We start from the raw sequence: 18,443 nt of genomic DNA on the forward strand, positions 1-18,443 counted from the left end.
TGTTCCACCACGATAAAGCGGGTGTTCACTGATCTCCTGTAGGAGCTGCCGCAGGCTGCGATCTTTTGATTTTCCCACGCAGAGCGTTGGAACGATCAACCCGCAAGAATGATCTAGTTTTGGCAAGCCCCAGGGAGAGATCGTCATGCACCGCTTTTTCGAGCAGCTCAGTTCCCGCATCATCGCGCCGTTCATGGGCGAATCCTCACGCAACAGCAAAGTCTGGCCGTGCCGCTGCGGCCAGTCGCTGTTCTTTCGCAACAGCCAGTGCCTGGCGTGCAATGCCTTGCTCGGTTATCAACCCGAAGAAAGTCGCCTGACCTCGCTACAACCGGGGCCATACGCGGGCACCTGGACGCTCGACGCCGATCCCGAGTCGGGATTGTTCCGCCGCTGCGCCAACCTCGACACAGCTGCCGCGTGCAACTGGCTGCTGCCGGCCAACGATCACGATAGCCTGTGCGTCGCTTGCAGCCTCAACCGCACCATCCCTGACTTGTCTGATCCAGACAACCCTGAGCGCTGGCGCAAAGTCGAAATCGCCAAGCGTCGGCTCGTCGCGCAGTTGATCACCCTCGGCTTGCAGGTCATCCCGAAAACCGTCGATGAAGACACCGGGCTGGCTTTCGATTTCATTGGCGTCGACCTCGAAGGCAATGCACCAATGACCGGTCACGCCAACGGCCTGATCACCCTCGACATCAAAGAAGCCGACGACGCCCACCGCGAGCAGGTGCGGGCGCAGATGCACGAACCGTATCGCACGTTGCTCGGGCATTTTCGCCATGAGGTGGGCCACTATTACTGGGATCGCCTGATCGCCAACGGCCCGTGGCTCGGCTCATTCCGTAACCTGTTCGGCGACGAACGCGCCAGTTACGCCGAGGCGCTTGATCGCCACTATCAGCAAGGCGCACCGCTCGATTGGCCGCAGCAATACGTCAGCGCCTACGCAACCATGCATCCCTGGGAAGACTGGGCGGAAACCTGGGCGCATTACCTGCACATGATGGATGCGGTTGACACGGCGCTGGGCTTCGGCATGAGCGCGCGGGAAATGGATTTTGATTACCAGCCGTTTCCGACCAGCACGCTGTATGACCCGGAACATCCCGGTGGCGAGGCGTTTCTGTCGTTCGTCAACGCGTGGATCGAACTGGCCGGCATGCTCAATGAACTGTCACGCAGCATGGGTCAGCCGGATTTCTACCCGTTCGTGCTCCCGGCGCCGGCGATTGCCAAGCTGCACTTCATTCATCTGGTGATCCAGCAAGCAGGCGGCAGGGCGGATGAGGTGTTGGCCCTGTAGTAGCTGCCATCGGCTGCGATCTTTATGTCCTTGAAGCGATTCATGTTTTTAATCTGCAACCAACGGTTGTAACTTCGTCTCAGATAGGTACAATGGCGCGGCTCGCCGACAGGCAAGCGTCGTTATGGTGACCCCATCGGTCCCCCCGCAACGATTACCCGTGAACCTGGTCAGAGCCGGAAGGCAGCAGCCACAGCGGGAACATTGTGTGCCGGGGTGTGGCTGGTGGGGTTACCACCTTAACGAACAATCGAACGCTTCAAACAGAACTGCATGGGTTTCGCCCACTGCGGTTTTTTTGTGCCTGCGATTTACCAAGCCGACACAAATCCCCTGTAGGAGTGAGCCTGCTCGCGATGGCGCCGCAGTGTTGTAACAAATTATCCGACTCGCTTTACACGTCCTTCCAGCCACCGGATATGAAGGCTGTCATACTCTGCACCCCAGCATTGAAAATTAGTCGAAGTGGGTGAAATGGATAACTCGACCCAAAGAAAAATTCGGGACTGGCAGCTTCGCCGTTTAGAGATCAAGGAACAGATGCAATTGCATCCAGACAAGACCCTTGAGCTTTCGAGGGTGCTTGACCTCATGGACGAGGAGCATGCTGCGATTTTGAGTGGCGCTTCGGGCAGTAACGTTGATGATCTTCAACAAGCCATGCCCTTCGATTCGGTACCGTATACCCAATCTTCAATTCAAGCGGTTGCGGGGAGACTTGATCTGCAGTTGCGCGTGACTGCCGAGAACCCTCAAAACTTAATCAGACTACTCGAAATAGCAGTCTTTGAGTTGCAGGGGCAAGTCGATGCTAAAGGGGCAGGTATCTCCAAAGAGAGCAACAGATATCCCGGAAAAATGTCGGGCACCTTGGGTGACTATAACTTCGAGCTTCGCGTTAACGATGGCGCCAGTCATGAGTGATTCGCAATGGATGGCGAAGGAAACCTTGGCAGAGTACTTAGCGCCATTACTTGATCATTATGAGGTGAAGTGGCGCGGGCATGGTGTCATCTATGTAGATCATCAGGATGACAATATTCAAATCGCCGAAAGAATTCTTTACCGCTTGAGCACAACTCTGGGAGTGCCGATAGGGGAGGTACGATCTAGATTGGTTGAATTGGGTTGGCTCAATGATGTTCGCCATGTCACGCCGATCCGAAATGAAGTGGTGCGGGTGTTTGAAGATCGTGGTCTCTGGTCAACAGACGATCCAGAGGAGGATGATCCCGAAATGAATGAAAACCATGACTGGGATTGAACTTGTGACGTTCCCTACCTTGACTATGAGGCCTTATGCACCCGGAACATTTTGATTTATCCAGTCCTACTTTTCTGCCCGTTACAGAGGAAGTGTGCGCGAGCTTGCTTCTGGAAGGTGGCGAAAAAAATCTCGGCGCCTTAACCGAGCCGGAACTGGCGGCGGTGCTGGTCATTCAAAATTTGGCACAGGCGGATGAAAAAGACCTGAATGCTGTCGCAGCTGAGAAAATTCTGGTCAAGCTTATAGCGTGGGGCGTCGACTCTCGCCGTTCGGGGGGGGCAGGTTTACTGTCCGAAGCGCAACGGTTGTTCAACACTGACAAGTTGTCCTGTGGCCTGAATGCTCTCAAGCATATGAATCTGCGTTTCCTCTTGGCTGATGAAGTTTCGGCGCAGGAATATCTGATGCCTGATGGTAAATGGGATGTCGGGTACAAAATTCGCCACCATAAGATTCATAATCCCTTCAGCCAGCAAATGGTCACGCCCAAGCGCCGTGAGCGTTGGTTGAGTGCTGCGCAAGACAAGTTGGTCAGAACCTTTCGCGCAAATCTGGATGAGGACCTGCACGTTCAAGGTTACGCGGGAATAGGAAAGAGCCACCTGCTGGGAGTCTTGATGGAGTGCCTGCTACCTGGTGGTACGTTGGTTTTGGCGCGTACGAAGGAAAAGTTAGAAACCCTGCGTGAGCGCATTGGAGGTGCAGGTAAGGGAAGCTCATGTGCAACCTTCGAGGCCTTTGCGCGGAAACTTATGCATGAATTCACGCCCAGAGCAGCAAATGCTTCGTCGAGAGGGCCGAGCAAGCAGGCCCTTTCGCGGGAATTGAATATCCTCGGTTTCCAGGCCCGCAATGGTCAGGAAGCCCTGAATGTCTGCCTCAAGGTGATTGAGCTTTATTGCGGCTCTACGGACCACACTCTATCGGCCAAACATTTCCCTCATTTCAAGTGCGCTTTGTCTAGCCTGGATTCCAAGGTGCTTCTCGAGTATTCAAGCCGGCTATGGGTCTATCTCACGGCAAATCCGACATGGGTTGCTGGAACAGAACTCGAAGCCTTGTTAATGATAAAACGTGCAAGTCTGGCAGGATGTGCGGTTCCTGCCCGATACACGCATATTCTGATTGACGAGAGCCAGGACATTCCTGCATCGCTCCTACAGATAATCGATCGCGGCCGTCAGGTACTGATAACTTTGGGAGATGAGTATCAGCATGCCAATCGTGACGTAGTCAAAAGAAAACGCGAGGTGCGGCAAAGCGATGTCTGCTATTCCGTACGCTCAGGTCGCAATGTCGAGCGCTTGGTCAATCCGTTGATTTCCCTTCACACGGAGAAGAGCAAGATTCCATTCGAAGGTGCTCGTGACGCTGACGTCGGTATAGAAATCTACCCACAAGGTTTCGTTCCACCAGAGGGTTGTGTGGTTTTGACGGCGTCACCTTGGGACACGGTGAAGTGGGCCATCTCCTTGCACGATGCAAATTGCGCGTTTAGCTTTTCGGAAGGCTCAGAGGATGACCTCAAGCGTTTCATGACTACCGCTATCGCATTGTTCAAGCCGGATTTTTACAGTGTCGATGCCATCCCGAATGGGGCGCATCGGTATTTCAGTGATATGACTGATTGGCAGCAAGTTTGCGACGCCAACCAATTCGATCTGTCGTTTCTCTGGGTTAAGGCTGAACTCGAGAAAGGTTTCAAGATTGCCGATCTGACTCGTTTGAACAGAATGATCGGTCGCTCCGATAAGTGCTGCATGTTGATGCTTGCAGAGGGAGCGGGAGGTATGGAGTTCGATGAAGTTCTCTTGACTCCAGAGTTGCTCACCAAAGAGCGGTTCAGGGATGCCTATGAGTTTGATCGGAGGATTTGCGCCGTATACATTGCAATCTCTCGCGCCAAGGTAAAGCTTTACGTTCCAATGGATGTCGTTGAATGGGTGGACGGTCATGAAGGTCGAAAGCAAAAATTTCGTGAATCGCACGGTTATTGATCAATTTCCTTTTGTGGGCTGCGAAATATCGTGGCAACACCGAGCTGTACAGGATTTTGCGAGTATTTTTTAGGCTGCGACTTCTCGTCTCACTATAGATCTTTCCTGTTAGCGACCAATTCCATATCGGGGGGGGGCTCCCCACTAATTGCCTCTATGCGTTACTGAGGGCCGGTCGGCACCTACAGAGGGTGGAAATGCGATCTCAGGCAATTCTTGCCCCCAATTCGGAATTTTCCTAAAGGCCACTCGCCGATGTGTGCGGTACTCTCGCGGCGCTTCAAAACGCTTTCACCTCCAATGACGGAGGTTTGATGCTCGACACAAGGACGACGAATGATTTCCTCAGCTCGATTGGGAGACAAGCATGTCTGCCCATTACCGGGGCATGGTACAACCCCAATCGCATCTGCTTCTTCTGATACCAATATCAACTTCATGGGATCTGCCCGTGTTGGTGACACTTGCGGATGCGGCGCGGTCATCACCACGGGGTTTCCCTCGATTCTGGTCAATGGCCGCCCCATGGCTCATTTGGGAAGCCCTACAAGTCATGGAGGAACGATCATTAGCGGATCAGGTGATGTTGGTGGTGGTTTTGTCATGGGGGGAGCTGGAGGGGCAACCATCATCAACTTCATGGCACTTGGAGCGGTTCGCCCCAATGGTACGGTTGACGAGGAGAAGATGGCCACGCTTCTTGCTGATCCGCAACTGAAAGAAAAGGCTGTTGCCGCCAACGCGCTTGTAGATACAGGCACTCCGAGCGCAAAACAGAATGTGGATAAAGAGCAACCTACCTTGTGCAACCATCCTGACCAAATGGAACCTCTGGCTAACTACATTGCAGGTGAGATGAATCGAAATATCCTGAGCCCGGAAGTCTCATCGATGCAAAAGCTCTACAACTATGATCCTGCTTCGCCAGACAGACAGCCTTCGTCGCTAAAAGGCGTGGGTCGGCCAGTTGCCCGACTCCTCGGTAATTACATGGACATAATCGCCGCTTGGACAATCTGGGCAAGTAAAGTAGGTCCGAGAATGGACTGGGATCATAAGCCGAAGCTCCGCAAGCTTTTTGTTGGCGTTTACCACAAACAGGGGGCCTACGATTACTTCTACGATATCTGGTCGAACATCCATTATGGGTATGTCGGAGTCATAGCAGGCATGTCCGAGAGCGAGCTATTGGACGGAGCTGGCGTTGCGCAGCTTTTGTCCGACGCAGCCACCAAAGCTGGCGAGCTGAACAAGCCTGAAGAGAGGAGAGTGCATCCTGGCCCACACACAACGGCAAGCCCATGGTATGCGCCGCGATCATGGGATGACGTTGCCGATAGGGTATCGATTCAAATCGGGATTAAGCTCGCCGAACAGTATCCCGCAGGCGGAGTGACCGCGAAGATGATCATGGATGAAGTTGTTGCAGTACCACCGGGGAGTTGGGGAGATGGAATCCGTGCCCACAACTGTCAGTAAGCGGCGGACATGGTTCATACGAGTGCTGTGGATACCTCTTGTGTATCTCGCTATTACTCACTGGGACATCGCTTTGCCGACGGTGAACGTTCATTACTCTAAAGCAGGACAAAATGAGTTCCGGTATATCTGGAATGTGCAAGATCGTATTTACAAAGGCGGCATGCGTCCTGGTGGCGGGGCGATGGACAATGGTTTCTTCCTTCCAGACGACGAATTCTTCATGGAGTTTTCGTGGTGGAGTAAAGAAGGCGGACGTAATCATTGCATCAGCATCACGCCCAAATGGCCTAACACGGATATCTATCTTGACGCGGACGGCAACATTGATATGCGAAAAGAGAGTGGCACCGACGTAGATCGGCTGAAGCAGTGCCAGTGGGATTTTGCCAAGCCCTAGCACGGCTCAATGCTTCTGGCACCAATGATGGCAACTGGCCTTGCATCAAACGAACCGATTCTAGAGAATCGGTTCGTTTGAAATCGTCAGGCAGCACCGGCAATCGGACATGACGCGGTAACGGAAAACTCAACTATCAGAGGAAGAAAGGCGTGAAAAAACTGTTTAAATGGGTCGGCATTATCATAGGTGTACTTTTTGTTATCGGCTTCATCAGCAATGCGATGAAGTCTCCGGAGCAGAAACAAGCGGAAGCAGTGGCGCTCGCCGACGCGAAAAAAGTACGTGCAGAAGCAGAGCTTGAAAAAGCAAAACAGGAATTGGCTGCCACACCGGCTGTGACTGCACGTGATATCGCTGTTGCTTACAACGAGAACACAGTCGCTGCCGATCAGAAGTTTAAAGATAAAAAATTCAAGGTGTCGGGTACTGTCACAGACATCAATACTGACTTCATGGGTAATCCATACCTCACATTGCGTGGTGGTGTGAATCAGTTCATGGAGCCGCAGTTTTCTTTCGAAAAGAGTGATGCCAATTCACTGGCTTCGCTGAAGAAGGGAGCGAAAGTCACACTATTGTGTGTAGGCAAAGGTGATGTAGCGAAGATCCCGATGTCTGGTTCTTGCGCTCTGCTTTAATTGCCAGTTGGTTTGAACAAGGGACTCATGCATGAGTCCCTTTTTTCATTTAGTGGGTTAGAAACCTGGTTCCGAGCTGCCCGTATAGAGCCGGATAATCTGATCAATCTCCCCCGACATTTTCATCCGCAGCAACGTGCGCAATATCCGTTGCACCGGCACCTTCGGATCATTCCTCACATAACAACCCACCTTCTGCTCCTGCAACACGGCGACACCTTGCAGTTGCTGCTCAGGCATCAATCGCTGGTTGAACCAGTCCAGCGTCCACTGATTGCTCACTGCATAGCGATAACGTCCGGCCAGCAGCTTCTCCAACACCTGCTCTTGATTGCGCGCATCTTCACGTTGCAACCGATCAGCGTCGAATAACGGTTGCAGGGTCGGGTAGGTGTAGCCAAGAACGGTGCCGATGGATTGGCGGGGCAGGTGCGTGGGGTCTGTGCTGGTCGGTTGATCCTTGCGGCTGATCAACAGATCGCGCTGGAAGAACAACGGCAGACTCCAGATGTAATCCCCCGACTGATTCGGCAGCCACGACTGCGCGGCATAGCAGCGCACATCAATCTCGCCGTGTTCCATCGCGCTCTGCACGCGGGCGCGGGGCAGGACGTGAAATTGCGCCGGTACGCCGACCTGCGTGGCCAGGCTGAGCATCAGGTCGTAAAGAATGCCCTGGGTCGGGCGGCCGCGTTCGTATTGCACCATCGGCATCGCCCAGCTGTCGGGCATGGCGAAGCGCAACGGGTTTTCCGCTGCCGTCACATTCAGGCTGATTCCCAGCAACGCCCCCACGGCCCACCGCATAAACGCTCCGGTAATTCCCGATCCCGAGCCGATAAAAGCCTCTGCTGATGCAGCTTAGCCATATTAGACGAGGACACCGGATGCAATTTTGCCCTTGCTCCGCTAGCATTAGCCGCTTCAGCTTCCTTCGTTGCGACGGTTTTCGATGAGTTATCAGGTTCTTGCACGTAAATGGCGTCCGCGCTCGTTCCGCGAAATGGTCGGCCAGACCCATGTGCTCAAGGCTCTGATCAATGCCTTGGACAGCCAGCGGCTGCACCATGCGTACCTGTTCACCGGTACGCGTGGGGTGGGTAAAACCACGATTGCGCGGATCATTGCCAAATGCCTGAACTGTGAGACAGGTATCACTTCCAGCCCCTGCGGCGAGTGCTCGGTGTGCCGGGAAATCGACGAGGGTCGCTTCGTCGACCTGATCGAGATCGACGCCGCGAGCCGCACCAAGGTCGAAGACACCCGCGAGCTGCTCGACAACGTGCAGTACGCGCCGAGCCGTGGGCGCTTCAAGGTCTACCTGATCGACGAAGTGCACATGCTTTCCAGCCATTCCTTCAATGCGCTGCTGAAAACCCTCGAAGAGCCACCGCCGTACGTCAAGTTCATCCTCGCGACCACTGATCCGCAGAAACTTCCGGCAACGATTTTGTCGCGCTGCCTGCAGTTCTCGCTGAAGAACATGACGCCCGAGCGTGTGGTCGAGCATTTGACCCACGTACTGACCGCCGAAAACGTGCCGTTCGAAGACGATGCACTGTGGTTGCTCGGTCGCGCCGCTGACGGTTCGATGCGAGACGCCATGAGCCTGACCGATCAGGCCATCGCCTTCGGTGAGGGAAAGGTTCTGGCCACGGATGTGCGGGCGATGCTCGGTACGCTGGATCACGGTCAGGTCTACGACGTCCTGCATTCGTTGATCGAAGGCGACGCCAAGGCGTTGCTCGAAGCCGTGCGTCACCTGGCTGAACAAGGCCCGGACTGGAACGGCGTGCTCTCGGAAATTCTCAACGTGCTGCACCGCGTGGCCATCGCTCAGGCGTTGCCGGAAGGTGTCGACAACGGCCATGGCGACCGCGATCGCGTGCTGGCATTGGCGCAGGCCTTGCCGGCCGAAGACGTGCAGTTCTATTACCAGATGGGCCTGATCGGTCGCCGCGATTTGCCGTTGGCGCCGGATCCGCGCGGCGGGTTCGAAATGGTCCTGCTGCGGATGCTCGCCTTCCGGCCCGCTGATACGGCGGACGCCCCGAGGCAACCGCTAAAGCCAGTGGGGATCAGCCAGGCCACAGTTGATTCCGCAAACTCCGTGGCTGCCGCGCCTAAACCTGCGCCGGTAGTTGCTGCGGCGGTTGCGCCGGCTCCCGTTCCAGCGCCGACGCCCGTCGCTGCACCCGCGCCGGCTCCCGAGCCCGCGCCGGTTGCTCCTGTTGCCGCGCCAGAACCTGAACCTGCACCTGTCGTTGCCGAAGCTGTCGTCGATCTGCCGTGGAATGACCCGGTAGAACCCGAGGCAGAGCCAGAGCCCGAACCCGCGCAGCAACCCGCCGTCGAACCGGTGCTGGAAACCACCGCCGAGCAACCCGAGTTGCCGCCGATGCCGTTGCCGACCCCGGACAGCGTCGTTCCGGAGGCTCCAGAATGGGCTGCCGCACCGATTCCCGAGCCGTCGGTCGCCGACGTCGATGCCGCCACCCCGGGCATGGACCTGGATGACGAGCCGCCGCTGGATGAGGATTACATCGAGCCGGACATGGATTCGGCGTACAGCTACCTCGACGAACTGGCCAGCGAACACGCCGCCGAGCCGGCCCCGGAACCTGAGCCAGAACCGGCTGCGGCACCGGCCACCGGTCTGGCGTTGCAATGGCTGGAGCTGTTCCCGAAACTGCCGATCTCCGGCATGACTGGCAGCATCGCCGCCAACTGCACATTGATCGCCGTCGATGGCGACCATTGGCTGATGCACCTCGACCCGGCGCACAGTGCACTGTTCAATGCCACGCAGCAGCGGCGTCTGAACGATGCGTTGAACCAGTTCCACGGTCGCACGCTGACCCTGACCATCGAGCTGATCAAGCCCGAGCAGGAAACCCCGGCCCAGGCCGCGTCCCGCCGCCGCGCCAACCGTCAGCGCGAGGCGGAGGAGTCGATCCACGGCGATCCGTTCATCCAGCAGATGGTTCAGCAGTTCGGCGCGGTGGTGCGACACGATACTATTGAACCTGTCGACGCCTTGGTCGCCCAAGGCTAATAACTGAAGGTGCCCGGCCTCGCTGGCCGGGCGCTGTTTTGATCCAAGTACTTTTGAGGTGATTCCCATGATGAAAGGTGGCATGGCCGGCCTGATGAAGCAGGCGCAGCAGATGCAGGAAAAAATGGCCAAGATGCAGGAAGAACTGGCCAACGCCGAAGTCACCGGTAAGGCCGGCGGCGATATGGTCACCGTGGTGATGACCGGTCGTCACGACGTCAAAAGCGTCAGCATCGACCCAAGCCTGGTCGAAGGCATGAGCGAAGATGACAAAGAGATGCTGGAAGCGGTTATCGCCTCTGCCGTCAACGACGCTGTGCGCAAGATCGAGAAAAACAGCCAGGACAAAATGGGCAACATGACCGCCGGCATGAACCTGCCTGCCGGTATGAAACTGCCATTCTGATTCGCCATTCGGCGACAGATGAGCTACACAAAATGCCAGGCATCGCGCCTGGCATTTTTGTTTCCGACTGATCGTTCCCACGCTCTGCGTGGGAATGCAGCCCGGGACGCTCCGCGTTCCAAGTCCAGAGCCGAACGCGGAGCGTCCGATGCGGCGTTCCCACGCGGAGCATGGGAACGATCAATCCCGGCCAACTGAATAAACATCGAACGCGCAAAAGCCTCAACGGTCTGCTCCCTATACCCGCTGAATTCACCCTTCACAGGAGACGCTGACATGTCCGACCCTCTCACCCTCAACCAGCGCTTTGTCCTCGCCTCACGCCCGATCGGTGCGCCGACCCCGGAAAACTTCCGCCTCGAACGCGAAGCTCTGCCGGATCTGCAGGACGGCGAGGTGCTGCTGAAAACCCTCTATCTGTCCCTCGATCCCTACATGCGCGGGCGCATGAGCGACGCGCCGTCCTACGCCGCGCCGGTGCAAATCGGCGAAGTGATGACCGGCGGCGCGGTCAGCCGTGTCGAGGATTCGCGTCATCCAAAATTCCATAAAGGCGATCTGGTGGTCGGCGCGACCGGTTGGCAGAGCCACAGCATCAGCGACGGTCGCAACATCATCCCGATCCCTGCCGGGCTGCCGAGTCCTTCAATGGCGCTGGGCGTGTTGGGCATGCCGGGGATGACCGCGTACATGGGCCTGATGGACATTGGCCAGCCGAAGGAAGGTGAAACCCTCGTTGTCGCTGCGGCGTCCGGCGCGGTGGGCTCGGTGGTCGGCCAGGTGGCGAAGATCAAAAGCCTGCGCGCGGTCGGTGTGGCCGGCGGTGCCGAGAAGTGCAAGTACGTGGTTGAAGAGCTGGGTTTCGATGCCTGCATCGATCACAAAGCCGCCGACTTCGCCGAGCAACTGGCCAAGGCCTGCCCCAATGGCATCGACATCTACTACGAGAATGTCGGTGGTCATGTGTTCGATGCCGTGGTGCCGCTGCTCAATCCCAAGGCGCGCATTCCGTTGTGCGGTCTGATCGCTGGTTACAACGCCTCCGAAGCGCCGCAAGGCCCGGATCGCCTGCCGATGCTGCAACGCACACTGCTGACCAAGCGCGTGCGGATTCAAGGCTTCATCGTGTTCGACGACTACGGTGATCGTCAGCCGGAATTCATCAGCCACATGGTGCCGTGGGTGCGCGAGGGCAAGGTCAAATTCCGTGAGGACGTGGTGGAAGGCCTGGAGCAGGCGCCCGAGGCGTTTATCGGTCTGCTGGAGGGGCGCAACTTCGGCAAACTGGTGGTGAAGGTCGCCCAGGACTGAGTATTTGACGCTGGCCAGAGGCGCGGGTATAAACCGCGTCTCGTTGTTTTGTCGGACTTTTTACCCATGAGCTTCAGCCCTTTGATTCGCCAACTGATCGACGCGCTGCGCACCTTGCCGGGCGTGGGTCAGAAGACCGCCCAGCGCATGGCGTTGCAGATGCTTGAGCGTGACCGCAGCGGCGGTTTGCGCCTGGCCCAGGCCCTCAGCCAGGCCATGGAAGGGGTCGGTCACTGCCGCCAGTGCCGCACGCTGACCGAAGACGATCTGTGTCCGCAATGCGCCGATACCCGCCGTGACGATACGTTGCTGTGTGTGGTGGAAGGGCCGATGGATGTCTATGCGGTCGAACAGACTGGCTTCCGTGGGCGCTACTTTGTGCTCAAGGGGCATTTGTCGCCGCTTGATGGCTTGGGCCCTGAGGCGATCGGCATTCCGCAGTTGATGACGCGAATCGAAGAAGCGGGGACGTTTACCGAAGTCATCCTCGCGACCAACCCGACGGTGGAAGGTGAAGCGACGGCGCATTACATCGCGCAGCTGCTGAGCAACAAAGGCCTGATCGCTTCGCGGATTGCCCACGGCGTGCCGTTGGGTGGTGAACTGGAGCTGGTCGATGGCGGCACGCTGGCGCATTCGTTTGCCGGGCGGAAACCGATTTCTCTCTAATACTGTAATGCCTGTTCTGGCCTCATCGCGAGCAGGCTCACTCCTACATTTGGAATGCGTTCCCCTGTAGGAGTGAGCCTGCTCGCGATCGATGCGACTCGGTTTCCGAGCTTCACATCCACAATCTTGTTGAAAACCAAGCAAGCGCTCGGTTAAGTTCGGCGAACCCTTCCGTGGAGCTCGCCCATGCCTGCCTTTCAGGAATACTTCGACCCCAGCCACCAATTGGTCCGCGACAGCGTCAGGCGTTTCGTCGAGCGCGAGATCCTGCCGGACATCGACCAGTGGGAAGAAGCGGAAAGCTTCCCCCGCGAGCTGTACCTGAAGGCTGGCGCGGCGGGCATCCTTGGCATCGGTTACCCGGAGACGCTGGGAGGTAGCCATGAAGGCGATGTGTTCGCCAAGGTCGCCGCCAGTGAGGAATTGATGCGCTGCGGCTCTGGCGGCCTGGTAGCGGGTCTCGGCTCGCTGGATATCGGCCTGCCACCGATCGTCAAATGGGCCCGTCCCGAGGTGCGTGATCGGGTTGTGCCGCCAGTGCTCAGCGGCGAAAAGATCAGCGCCCTGGCGGTCACCGAACCAGGCGGCGGTTCCGACGTCGCCAACCTGCAAACCCGCGCCGTGCGCGACGGCGATGTCTATCGTGTCAACGGCAGCAAAACCTTTATCACCAGTGGCGTGCGCGCGGATTTCTACACCGTTGCGGTGCGCACCGGTGCGCCGGGTTTCGGCGGCATCAGCCTGTTGTTGATCGAAAAGGGCACGCCGGGCTTCACCGTTGGCCGTCAGTTGAAAAAGATGGGTTGGTGGGCGTCGGACACCGCCGAATTGTTCTTCGACGATTGCCGCGTGCCTGTGGGAAATCTTATCGGCGCCGAGAACATGGGCTTCGCCTGCATCATGGGCAATTTTCAAAGCGAACGACTGGCGCTGGCGCTGATGGCCAACATGACCTCACAACTTGCGCTGGAACAGAGCCTGAAATGGGCGCGGGAGCGTGAAGCGTTTGGCAAACCGATCGGCAAGTTTCAGGTAATCAAGCATCGCCTCGCCGAAATGGCGACTGCGCTGGAGGTTTCACGGGAGTTCACTTACCGGCAAGCGGCGAAGATGGCGGCGGGGCAGAGCGTGATCAAAGAGATTTCCATGGCGAAGAATTTTGCCACGGATACCTCGGACCGAATCACCACCGAGGCGGTGCAGATTCTTGGTGGGTTGGGGTATATGCGCGAGAGTCTGGTGGAGCGGCTGTATCGGGATAACCGCATTCTGTCGATTGGCGGCGGGACGCGGGAGGTGATGAACGAGATCATCAGCAAGCAGATGGGGCTATAGGTTTTGCAGTGAGGCTGCCGGCCCCTTCGCGAGCAAGCTCGCTCCCACAGTTGGAATGCGTTCCCATGTGGGAGCGAGCTTGCTCGCGAAAGCGATGGAACAGGCGCCGCTTACTTATCAGTCAGTGCAAACTGCGTCAGGCAGAAAGTAGGGATACCCATGTCCTGCAGGCGCTGCGAACCTTGCAGCTCAGGCAAATCAATGATCGCCGCCGCCTCATGCACCCGCGCGCCCATGCGGCGAATCAGGTTGGCTGCCGCGATCAGCGTGCCGCCAGTGGCGATCAAATCATCGAACATCACTACCGAGTCGCCTTCACACAGGCTGTCGGCGTGTACTTCCAGGAACGCTTCGCCGTACTCGGTCGCGTAACCCTCGGCCAGCACGTCCGCCGGCAGTTTGCCTTGCTTGCGGAACAGCACCAGCGGCTTGTTCAACTGATACGCCAGCACCGAGCCGATCAGAAAGCCCCGGGCATCCATCGCGCCGATGTGGGTGAAGTCGGCTTCCACATAGCGGTGGGCGAAGCTGTCCATCACCAGGCGCAGGGCCGTCGGCGACTGGAACAGCGGGGTGATGTCGCGAAAGATCACACCCGGTTTCGGGAAGTCGATCACAGGGCGGATAAGCGATTTGATGTCGAAGGAGTCGAAGACCATCGTCGAGGTGTCCTGGCAGGGCTGCAAACGGCGCAGTATACCCGCGGCTGAAACGCTTCGCTCAACCGCGGATCGACATTAACCTTCGAGCGAGCCACCGGCCAGCGCGCAGAGCTGGATCGGGTCGAGGATGTGAATCTCCTTGCCCTCGGCGGCGATCAGCTCGTTTTGCTGGAAGCGCGTGAACACGCGAGACACGGTTTCCACCGCCAGGCCGAGGTAGTTACCGATTTCATTGCGCGACATGCTCAGGCGGAACTGATTGGCCGAGAAGCCGCGAGCGCGGAAGCGCGCGGACAGATTGACCAAGAACGTCGCTATGCGCTCGTCAGCGGTTTTCTTCGACAGCAGCAACATCATTTGCTGGTCGTCGCGGATTTCCCTGCTCATCACGCGCATCAACTGGCGGCGCAGCTGCGGCAATTGCAGGGCCAGTTCATCGAGACGTTCAAAAGGGATTTCGCAGACAGAGGTGGTTTCCAGTGCCTGGGCGGAGACCGGGTGTTTCTCGGTGTCCATGCCGGACAGGCCGACCAGTTCGCTCGGCAGGTGGAACCCGGTGAGCTGTTCTTCGCCGCTGTCGCTCAGGCTGAAGGTCTTCAGGGCGCCGGAGCGTACTGCATAAACGGAATCGAACGTGTCGCCCTGGCGGAACAGGAACTCGCCCTTTTTCAGTGGGCGGCCGCGTTTAACGATTTCGTCCAGCGCATCCATGTCTTCCAGATTCAGAGAAAGTGGCAGGCAGAGAGGGGCCAGGCTGCAATCCTTGCAATGGGCCTGGTTATGAGCGCGCAGTTTAACTGGCTCGGACATTTCTTTAATCCTTGTGGGAAAACACACATAAGCCGTAAGGGTAACCCACGGGAGGACATTGAGGCCAGTCTGGGGCGACTTTGCCCTACAGGTGTAAAGCCGCAGGGCCAGCCGCCGATAAACAGGTATCAGAACGCATACAAGGAACGCTTCGATGGCCGCCATTGGCACGCTGGGCCCCGGTAGCAGCGACGTTGCGGCAATGCCGGAAACGTTTAAAACCTCTTTAGACAATGCACGGGAAGCAGGCTCGACCGAAGAGGCAACCCCGACCTTGGTCGAGGGCGTCAAAGTGTCGCTGTCCGGTGCCTCGATTGAAAAAGCCGCCAGTGTCGGTGGCGAAAACAGCGACATCGACGACAGCGGGCTGCCTGAGAACATCCAGCAATTGCTGAAGATGATCCGCAAGTTGCAAAAACAGATCGCCGAGAAAAAGGCACTCATCGAAGCGGTCATGACCGACAAACGCCTTTCCAACGAAGAAAAGATCAACAAACTCGCGGCTCTGCGCGGCGCCATTGCTGCGTTGAACACTGGGCTGATCACCGCCAATCTGGCCTTGTCCAAAGTGGTCGGGCAGTCGGGCCTGACGTCGGATCAGAATCTTAAAGTCGGTTCGCTGCTGACGAAAAACTAAATCACCCGCGAGAAACGCTGGCGGGTTTGCTGCTCAAGGTAGGCATCAAACACCATGCATACCGAGCGCACCAGCAGACGCCCCGCCGGCAACACGGCGATTCGTTCGCGATCCAGCTCGATCAGGCCATCGCTGGCCATGCCTTGCAGTTGCGGCCATAGCGCGCCGAAATAACCCTGAAAATCGATGTTGAACTGCTGCTCGATCTCGGCGAATTCCAGGCTGAAATTGCAGATCAACTGCTGGATCACCGCTCGGCGCAAGCGATCATCGGCGTTGCACACCAGGCCACGGCTGGTCGCCAGTTGTGCGGCGGCGAGGGTGTTCTGGTACTCGTTGAGATCGCTGCTGTTCTGGCAGTACAGGTCGCCGATCTGGCTGATTGCGGAAACCCCCAGACCAATCAAGTCGCAATGGCCGTGGGTGGTGTAACCCTGGAAGTTGCGTTGCAGGGTTTCCTCCTCTTGGGCAATGGCCAGCTCATCGTCGGGCAGGGCAAAGTGGTCCATGCCGATGTAGCGATAACCGGCGGCGGTGAGCTGTTCGATGGTGCGTTCGAGCATTTCCAGTTTCTGCGCGGGCGCCGGTAACTCATTGCCATTGATCCGCCGCTGCGGCATGAAACGTTCCGGCAGGTGCGCATAGTTGAACACCGAGAGCCGATCCGGTTGCAGGCTGATCACTTCCTCGACGGTGCGGGCGAAGTTTTCCGGGGTCTGCTTGGGCAAGCCGTAGATCAGATCGATATTGATCGAGCGAAACTGCAGGGTGCGCGCGGCGTCGATCACCGCACGGGTTTCTTCCAGACTTTGCAGGCGATTGACCGCACGCTGCACCGCCGGATCGAGGTCTTGCAGGCCGATGCTGACCCGGTTGAAACCCAGTTCGCGCAGCAGGCCCATGGTCGACCAGTCGGCTTCACGCGGGTCGATCTCGATGCCGTAATCGCCGGAGTCGTCATCCAGCAGATTGAAATGCTTGCGCAGGTGCGCCATCAACTGACGCAGTTCGTCGTGGCTGAGAAAGGTCGGCGTACCGCCACCAAAGTGCAGTTGCTCGACTTTTTGCGCGGGGTCGAGGTGGCAGGCGATCAACTGGATCTCCTGCTCCAGCCGCTGCAAGTACGGCAACGCACGACCGCGATCCTTGGTGATGACCTTATTGCAGGCGCAGTAGTAGCAAATGTTCGCGCAGAACGGCACATGCACGTATAGCGATAAGGGGCGCAGGGCTTTGCGGCTGTCGCGCAGGGCATGGAACAGGTCGAAGGTGCCGACTTGACTGTGAAATTGCACAGCCGTCGGATAAGAGGTGTAGCGCGGCCCCGCCAGGTCGTAGCGGCGGATCAGATCAGAGTCCCAACGAATGGCGTCGAGCATGCGGGCGTTCCCCCGGATAGGCTGGCAGTGTGAGCGAGTCTATCGGGGTGCGGTGGTGGGGCTGTTGATTTGCATCAACGGGGAGAGGTGTGTTGATCATGCAGGCCTCTTCGCGAGCAAGCTCGCTCCCACAGATTTTGTGTACGCCTTAAATCCCCTGTGGGAGCGAGCTTGCTCGCGAAGGCCGCGCCGCCGATCTAATGCCCCATCAACCAATGTTGATGCGGCCCGGGCAATGTCCATATGCCGAACAGGATCACCAGCAACCCTCCGGCCATGCGCACACTTCGTTTGCGCAAAATGGCGGTGACGCGTTCTGCCGCGAGGCCCGTGGCGAGCAGCACCGGCCAGGTGCCGAGGCCAAACGCAAGCATCAACAATGCACTGTCCAGCGCATTGCCCTGACTCGCCGACCACAACAACGTGCTGTAAACCAGTCCGCACGGCAGCCAGCCCCACAGCGCGCCAAGCAATAGCGCACGAGGCAAACTCGATACCGGCAGCAAGCGGTTGGCGACGGGTTGGATGTAACGCCACAAACCGCGTCCGAGACTTTCAATGCGCGTCAGTCCGCTCCACCAACCGGCCAGATACAAACCCATGGCGATCAGCAGTAGTCCGGCCAGCACGCGCATGAACAATGCGGCTGGGCTGTTCGCGACCGCCCAGCCTGCAAGGCCAATCAGCAATCCTGCGGTGGCATAACTGAGGATTCGCCCAAGGTTGTACGCCAGCAGCAAACGAAAGCGCCGACTGCGCTGTTCCTTGGGAATCGCCAGGGTCAGCGCCCCCATCAAGCCGCCGCACATGCCCAGGCAGTGGCCGCCACCGAGCAGGCCGAGGATCAATGCCGAGACCAGCAATGGCGCCAGTTCAAGCATGGGGTGGGGCCTTGTCGTCCGGTTTGCTGGCGTTGGCTTCGTCCACGGCAGCGGTGTGTTTCGGATCCTGATCATCGAAGAGGATGCTGTGCGCCGGACCGTCGAGGTCGTCGTACTGACCGCTGTCCACTGCCCAGAAGAAGATGTAAACGGCGATGGCCACGATCAGCAGGGCGGCCGGGATCATCACGTAGAGAGCTGGCAT

At 57.7% G+C, this 18,443-nt stretch carries 19 protein-coding genes and 1 other RNA gene; 14 read left to right on the plus strand and 6 right to left on the minus strand.

Annotation, left to right across the window (positions count from 1 at the left end; genetic code table 11):
• Positions 1-145 precede the first annotated feature (145 nt).
• From ACW9IR_RS09205 to ACW9IR_RS09240, 8 genes are all read left to right on the plus strand, one after another.
• Positions 146-1,309: a zinc-binding metallopeptidase family protein gene (locus tag ACW9IR_RS09205; protein ID WP_457462853.1), complete on the plus strand. Its 1,164-nt coding sequence runs from the start codon at positions 146-148 to the stop codon at positions 1,307-1,309.
• Between the two features lie 134 nt (positions 1,310-1,443).
• Positions 1,444-1,540: signal recognition particle sRNA small type (ffs, locus tag ACW9IR_RS09210), an RNA gene on the plus strand.
• Between the two features lie 243 nt (positions 1,541-1,783).
• Positions 1,784-2,233 (plus strand): hypothetical protein, encoded by a 450-nt coding sequence (locus tag ACW9IR_RS09215; protein WP_457462855.1) that lies wholly within the window; start codon positions 1,784-1,786, stop codon positions 2,231-2,233.
• Positions 2,226-2,573, plus strand: a complete 348-nt coding sequence (locus tag ACW9IR_RS09220) for a hypothetical protein (RefSeq protein ID WP_457462857.1) — start codon at positions 2,226-2,228, stop codon at positions 2,571-2,573. Before ACW9IR_RS09215 ends, ACW9IR_RS09220 begins: the two co-directional genes overlap by 8 nt.
• A gap of 35 nt (positions 2,574-2,608) precedes the next feature.
• A complete protein-coding gene (locus ACW9IR_RS09225) occupies positions 2,609-4,573 on the plus strand; it encodes a hypothetical protein (RefSeq protein WP_457462859.1) in 1,965 nt (654 codons plus the stop codon).
• Between the two features lie 336 nt (positions 4,574-4,909).
• Positions 4,910-6,052: a polymorphic toxin type 44 domain-containing protein gene (locus tag ACW9IR_RS09230; protein WP_457462861.1), complete on the plus strand. Its 1,143-nt coding sequence runs from the start codon at positions 4,910-4,912 to the stop codon at positions 6,050-6,052.
• A gap of 40 nt (positions 6,053-6,092) precedes the next feature.
• On the plus strand, positions 6,093-6,452 hold the full coding sequence (locus ACW9IR_RS09235; RefSeq protein WP_457462863.1) for a hypothetical protein: 360 nt from the start codon (positions 6,093-6,095) through the stop codon (positions 6,450-6,452).
• A 152-nt stretch (positions 6,453-6,604) separates the two neighbouring features.
• Complete coding sequence (locus tag ACW9IR_RS09240) at positions 6,605-7,093, plus strand: OB-fold protein (RefSeq protein WP_457462864.1); 489 nt, start codon at positions 6,605-6,607, stop codon at positions 7,091-7,093.
• A 57-nt stretch (positions 7,094-7,150) separates the two neighbouring features.
• Here ACW9IR_RS09240 and ACW9IR_RS09245 read toward each other — a convergent pair whose 3' ends face one another.
• Positions 7,151-7,900, minus strand: coding sequence for a substrate-binding periplasmic protein (locus ACW9IR_RS09245; RefSeq protein ID WP_457462866.1), 750 nt, complete (start codon positions 7,898-7,900; stop codon positions 7,151-7,153).
• Positions 7,901-8,045: 145 nt separating this feature from the next.
• On the opposite strand from ACW9IR_RS09245, the gene dnaX reads away from it, so the two are divergent.
• The 5 genes from dnaX to ACW9IR_RS09270 all read left to right on the plus strand — a co-directional run bounded on the left by dnaX (position 8,046) and on the right by ACW9IR_RS09270 (position 13,869).
• Positions 8,046-10,148 (plus strand): DNA polymerase III subunit gamma/tau, encoded by a 2,103-nt coding sequence (gene dnaX / locus ACW9IR_RS09250; RefSeq protein WP_457462868.1) that lies wholly within the window; start codon positions 8,046-8,048, stop codon positions 10,146-10,148.
• Between the two features lie 67 nt (positions 10,149-10,215).
• Entirely contained in the window at positions 10,216-10,554 is a 339-nt protein-coding gene (locus tag ACW9IR_RS09255; protein WP_016984747.1) for a YbaB/EbfC family nucleoid-associated protein, read from the plus strand.
• 276 nt (positions 10,555-10,830) lie between these two features.
• Positions 10,831-11,865 carry an NADP-dependent oxidoreductase gene (locus ACW9IR_RS09260; protein WP_457462870.1) on the plus strand — a complete coding sequence of 345 codons (1,035 nt, stop codon included), beginning with the start codon at positions 10,831-10,833 and terminating at the stop codon, positions 11,863-11,865.
• A gap of 66 nt (positions 11,866-11,931) precedes the next feature.
• Positions 11,932-12,534: a recombination mediator RecR gene (recR, locus tag ACW9IR_RS09265; RefSeq protein ID WP_007918335.1), complete on the plus strand. Its 603-nt coding sequence runs from the start codon at positions 11,932-11,934 to the stop codon at positions 12,532-12,534.
• A gap of 186 nt (positions 12,535-12,720) precedes the next feature.
• The gene (locus ACW9IR_RS09270) at positions 12,721-13,869 is read left to right on the plus strand and encodes an acyl-CoA dehydrogenase family protein (protein ID WP_457462873.1); all 1,149 of its coding nucleotides are present in this window, start codon (positions 12,721-12,723) and stop codon (positions 13,867-13,869) included.
• Positions 13,870-13,979: 110 nt separating this feature from the next.
• On the opposite strand, the gene ACW9IR_RS09275 is transcribed toward ACW9IR_RS09270, so the two are convergent.
• On the minus strand, positions 13,980-14,528 hold the full coding sequence (locus ACW9IR_RS09275) for an adenine phosphoribosyltransferase (protein ID WP_024012326.1): 549 nt from the start codon (positions 14,526-14,528) through the stop codon (positions 13,980-13,982).
• Positions 14,529-14,606: 78 nt separating this feature from the next.
• Positions 14,607-15,341, minus strand: coding sequence for a fumarate/nitrate reduction transcriptional regulator Fnr (gene fnr, locus ACW9IR_RS09280; protein ID WP_003223347.1), 735 nt, complete (start codon positions 15,339-15,341; stop codon positions 14,607-14,609).
• 154 nt (positions 15,342-15,495) lie between these two features.
• Here fnr and ACW9IR_RS09285 point away from each other — a divergent pair, with 154 nt between their 5' ends.
• On the plus strand, positions 15,496-15,978 hold the full coding sequence (locus ACW9IR_RS09285) for a hypothetical protein (RefSeq protein ID WP_102900754.1): 483 nt from the start codon (positions 15,496-15,498) through the stop codon (positions 15,976-15,978).
• Here the strand turns inward: ACW9IR_RS09285 and hemN are convergent.
• The 3 genes from hemN to ccoS all read right to left on the minus strand — a co-directional run bounded on the left by hemN (position 15,975) and on the right by ccoS (position 18,443).
• On the minus strand, positions 15,975-17,357 hold the full coding sequence (gene hemN, locus ACW9IR_RS09290) for an oxygen-independent coproporphyrinogen III oxidase (RefSeq protein ID WP_102900753.1): 1,383 nt from the start codon (positions 17,355-17,357) through the stop codon (positions 15,975-15,977). The genes ACW9IR_RS09285 and hemN overlap by 4 nt on opposite strands.
• A 197-nt stretch (positions 17,358-17,554) precedes the next feature.
• Positions 17,555-18,238 carry a sulfite exporter TauE/SafE family protein gene (locus tag ACW9IR_RS09295; RefSeq protein WP_016984739.1) on the minus strand — a complete coding sequence of 228 codons (684 nt, stop codon included), beginning with the start codon at positions 18,236-18,238 and terminating at the stop codon, positions 17,555-17,557.
• Positions 18,231-18,443, minus strand: a complete 213-nt coding sequence (gene ccoS / locus ACW9IR_RS09300) for a cbb3-type cytochrome oxidase assembly protein CcoS (protein ID WP_102900752.1) — start codon at positions 18,441-18,443, stop codon at positions 18,231-18,233. The genes ACW9IR_RS09295 and ccoS overlap by 8 nt, the downstream gene beginning before the upstream one ends.

Source organism: Pseudomonas sp. SDT291_1_S447 (assembly GCF_054070155.1).

Excerpts from the sequence above, each read along its gene's own strand:
- ACW9IR_RS09205 (WP_457462853.1), top strand. The coding sequence starts at position 146 with ATGCACCGCTTTTTCGAGCAGCTCAGTTCCCGCATCATCGCGCCGTTC.
- ACW9IR_RS09215 (WP_457462855.1), top strand. The coding sequence starts at position 1,784 with ATGGATAACTCGACCCAAAGAAAAATTCGGGACTGGCAGCTTCGCCGT.
- ACW9IR_RS09220 (WP_457462857.1), top strand. The coding sequence starts at position 2,226 with ATGAGTGATTCGCAATGGATGGCGAAGGAAACCTTGGCAGAGTACTTA.
- ACW9IR_RS09225 (WP_457462859.1), top strand. The coding sequence starts at position 2,609 with ATGCACCCGGAACATTTTGATTTATCCAGTCCTACTTTTCTGCCCGTT.
- ACW9IR_RS09230 (WP_457462861.1), top strand. The coding sequence starts at position 4,910 with ATGATTTCCTCAGCTCGATTGGGAGACAAGCATGTCTGCCCATTACCG.
- ACW9IR_RS09245 (WP_457462866.1), bottom strand. The coding sequence starts at position 7,900 with ATGCGGTGGGCCGTGGGGGCGTTGCTGGGAATCAGCCTGAATGTGACG.
- dnaX (WP_457462868.1), top strand. The coding sequence starts at position 8,046 with ATGAGTTATCAGGTTCTTGCACGTAAATGGCGTCCGCGCTCGTTCCGC.
- ACW9IR_RS09255 (WP_016984747.1), top strand. The coding sequence starts at position 10,216 with ATGATGAAAGGTGGCATGGCCGGCCTGATGAAGCAGGCGCAGCAGATG.
- ACW9IR_RS09260 (WP_457462870.1), top strand. The coding sequence starts at position 10,831 with ATGTCCGACCCTCTCACCCTCAACCAGCGCTTTGTCCTCGCCTCACGC.
- recR (WP_007918335.1), top strand. The coding sequence starts at position 11,932 with ATGAGCTTCAGCCCTTTGATTCGCCAACTGATCGACGCGCTGCGCACC.
- ACW9IR_RS09270 (WP_457462873.1), top strand. The coding sequence starts at position 12,721 with ATGCCTGCCTTTCAGGAATACTTCGACCCCAGCCACCAATTGGTCCGC.
- ACW9IR_RS09275 (WP_024012326.1), bottom strand. The coding sequence starts at position 14,528 with ATGGTCTTCGACTCCTTCGACATCAAATCGCTTATCCGCCCTGTGATC.
- fnr (WP_003223347.1), bottom strand. The coding sequence starts at position 15,341 with ATGTCCGAGCCAGTTAAACTGCGCGCTCATAACCAGGCCCATTGCAAG.
- ACW9IR_RS09285 (WP_102900754.1), top strand. The coding sequence starts at position 15,496 with ATGGCCGCCATTGGCACGCTGGGCCCCGGTAGCAGCGACGTTGCGGCA.
- hemN (WP_102900753.1), bottom strand. The coding sequence starts at position 17,357 with ATGCTCGACGCCATTCGTTGGGACTCTGATCTGATCCGCCGCTACGAC.
- ACW9IR_RS09295 (WP_016984739.1), bottom strand. The coding sequence starts at position 18,238 with ATGCTTGAACTGGCGCCATTGCTGGTCTCGGCATTGATCCTCGGCCTG.
- ccoS (WP_102900752.1), bottom strand. The coding sequence starts at position 18,443 with ATGCCAGCTCTCTACGTGATGATCCCGGCCGCCCTGCTGATCGTGGCC.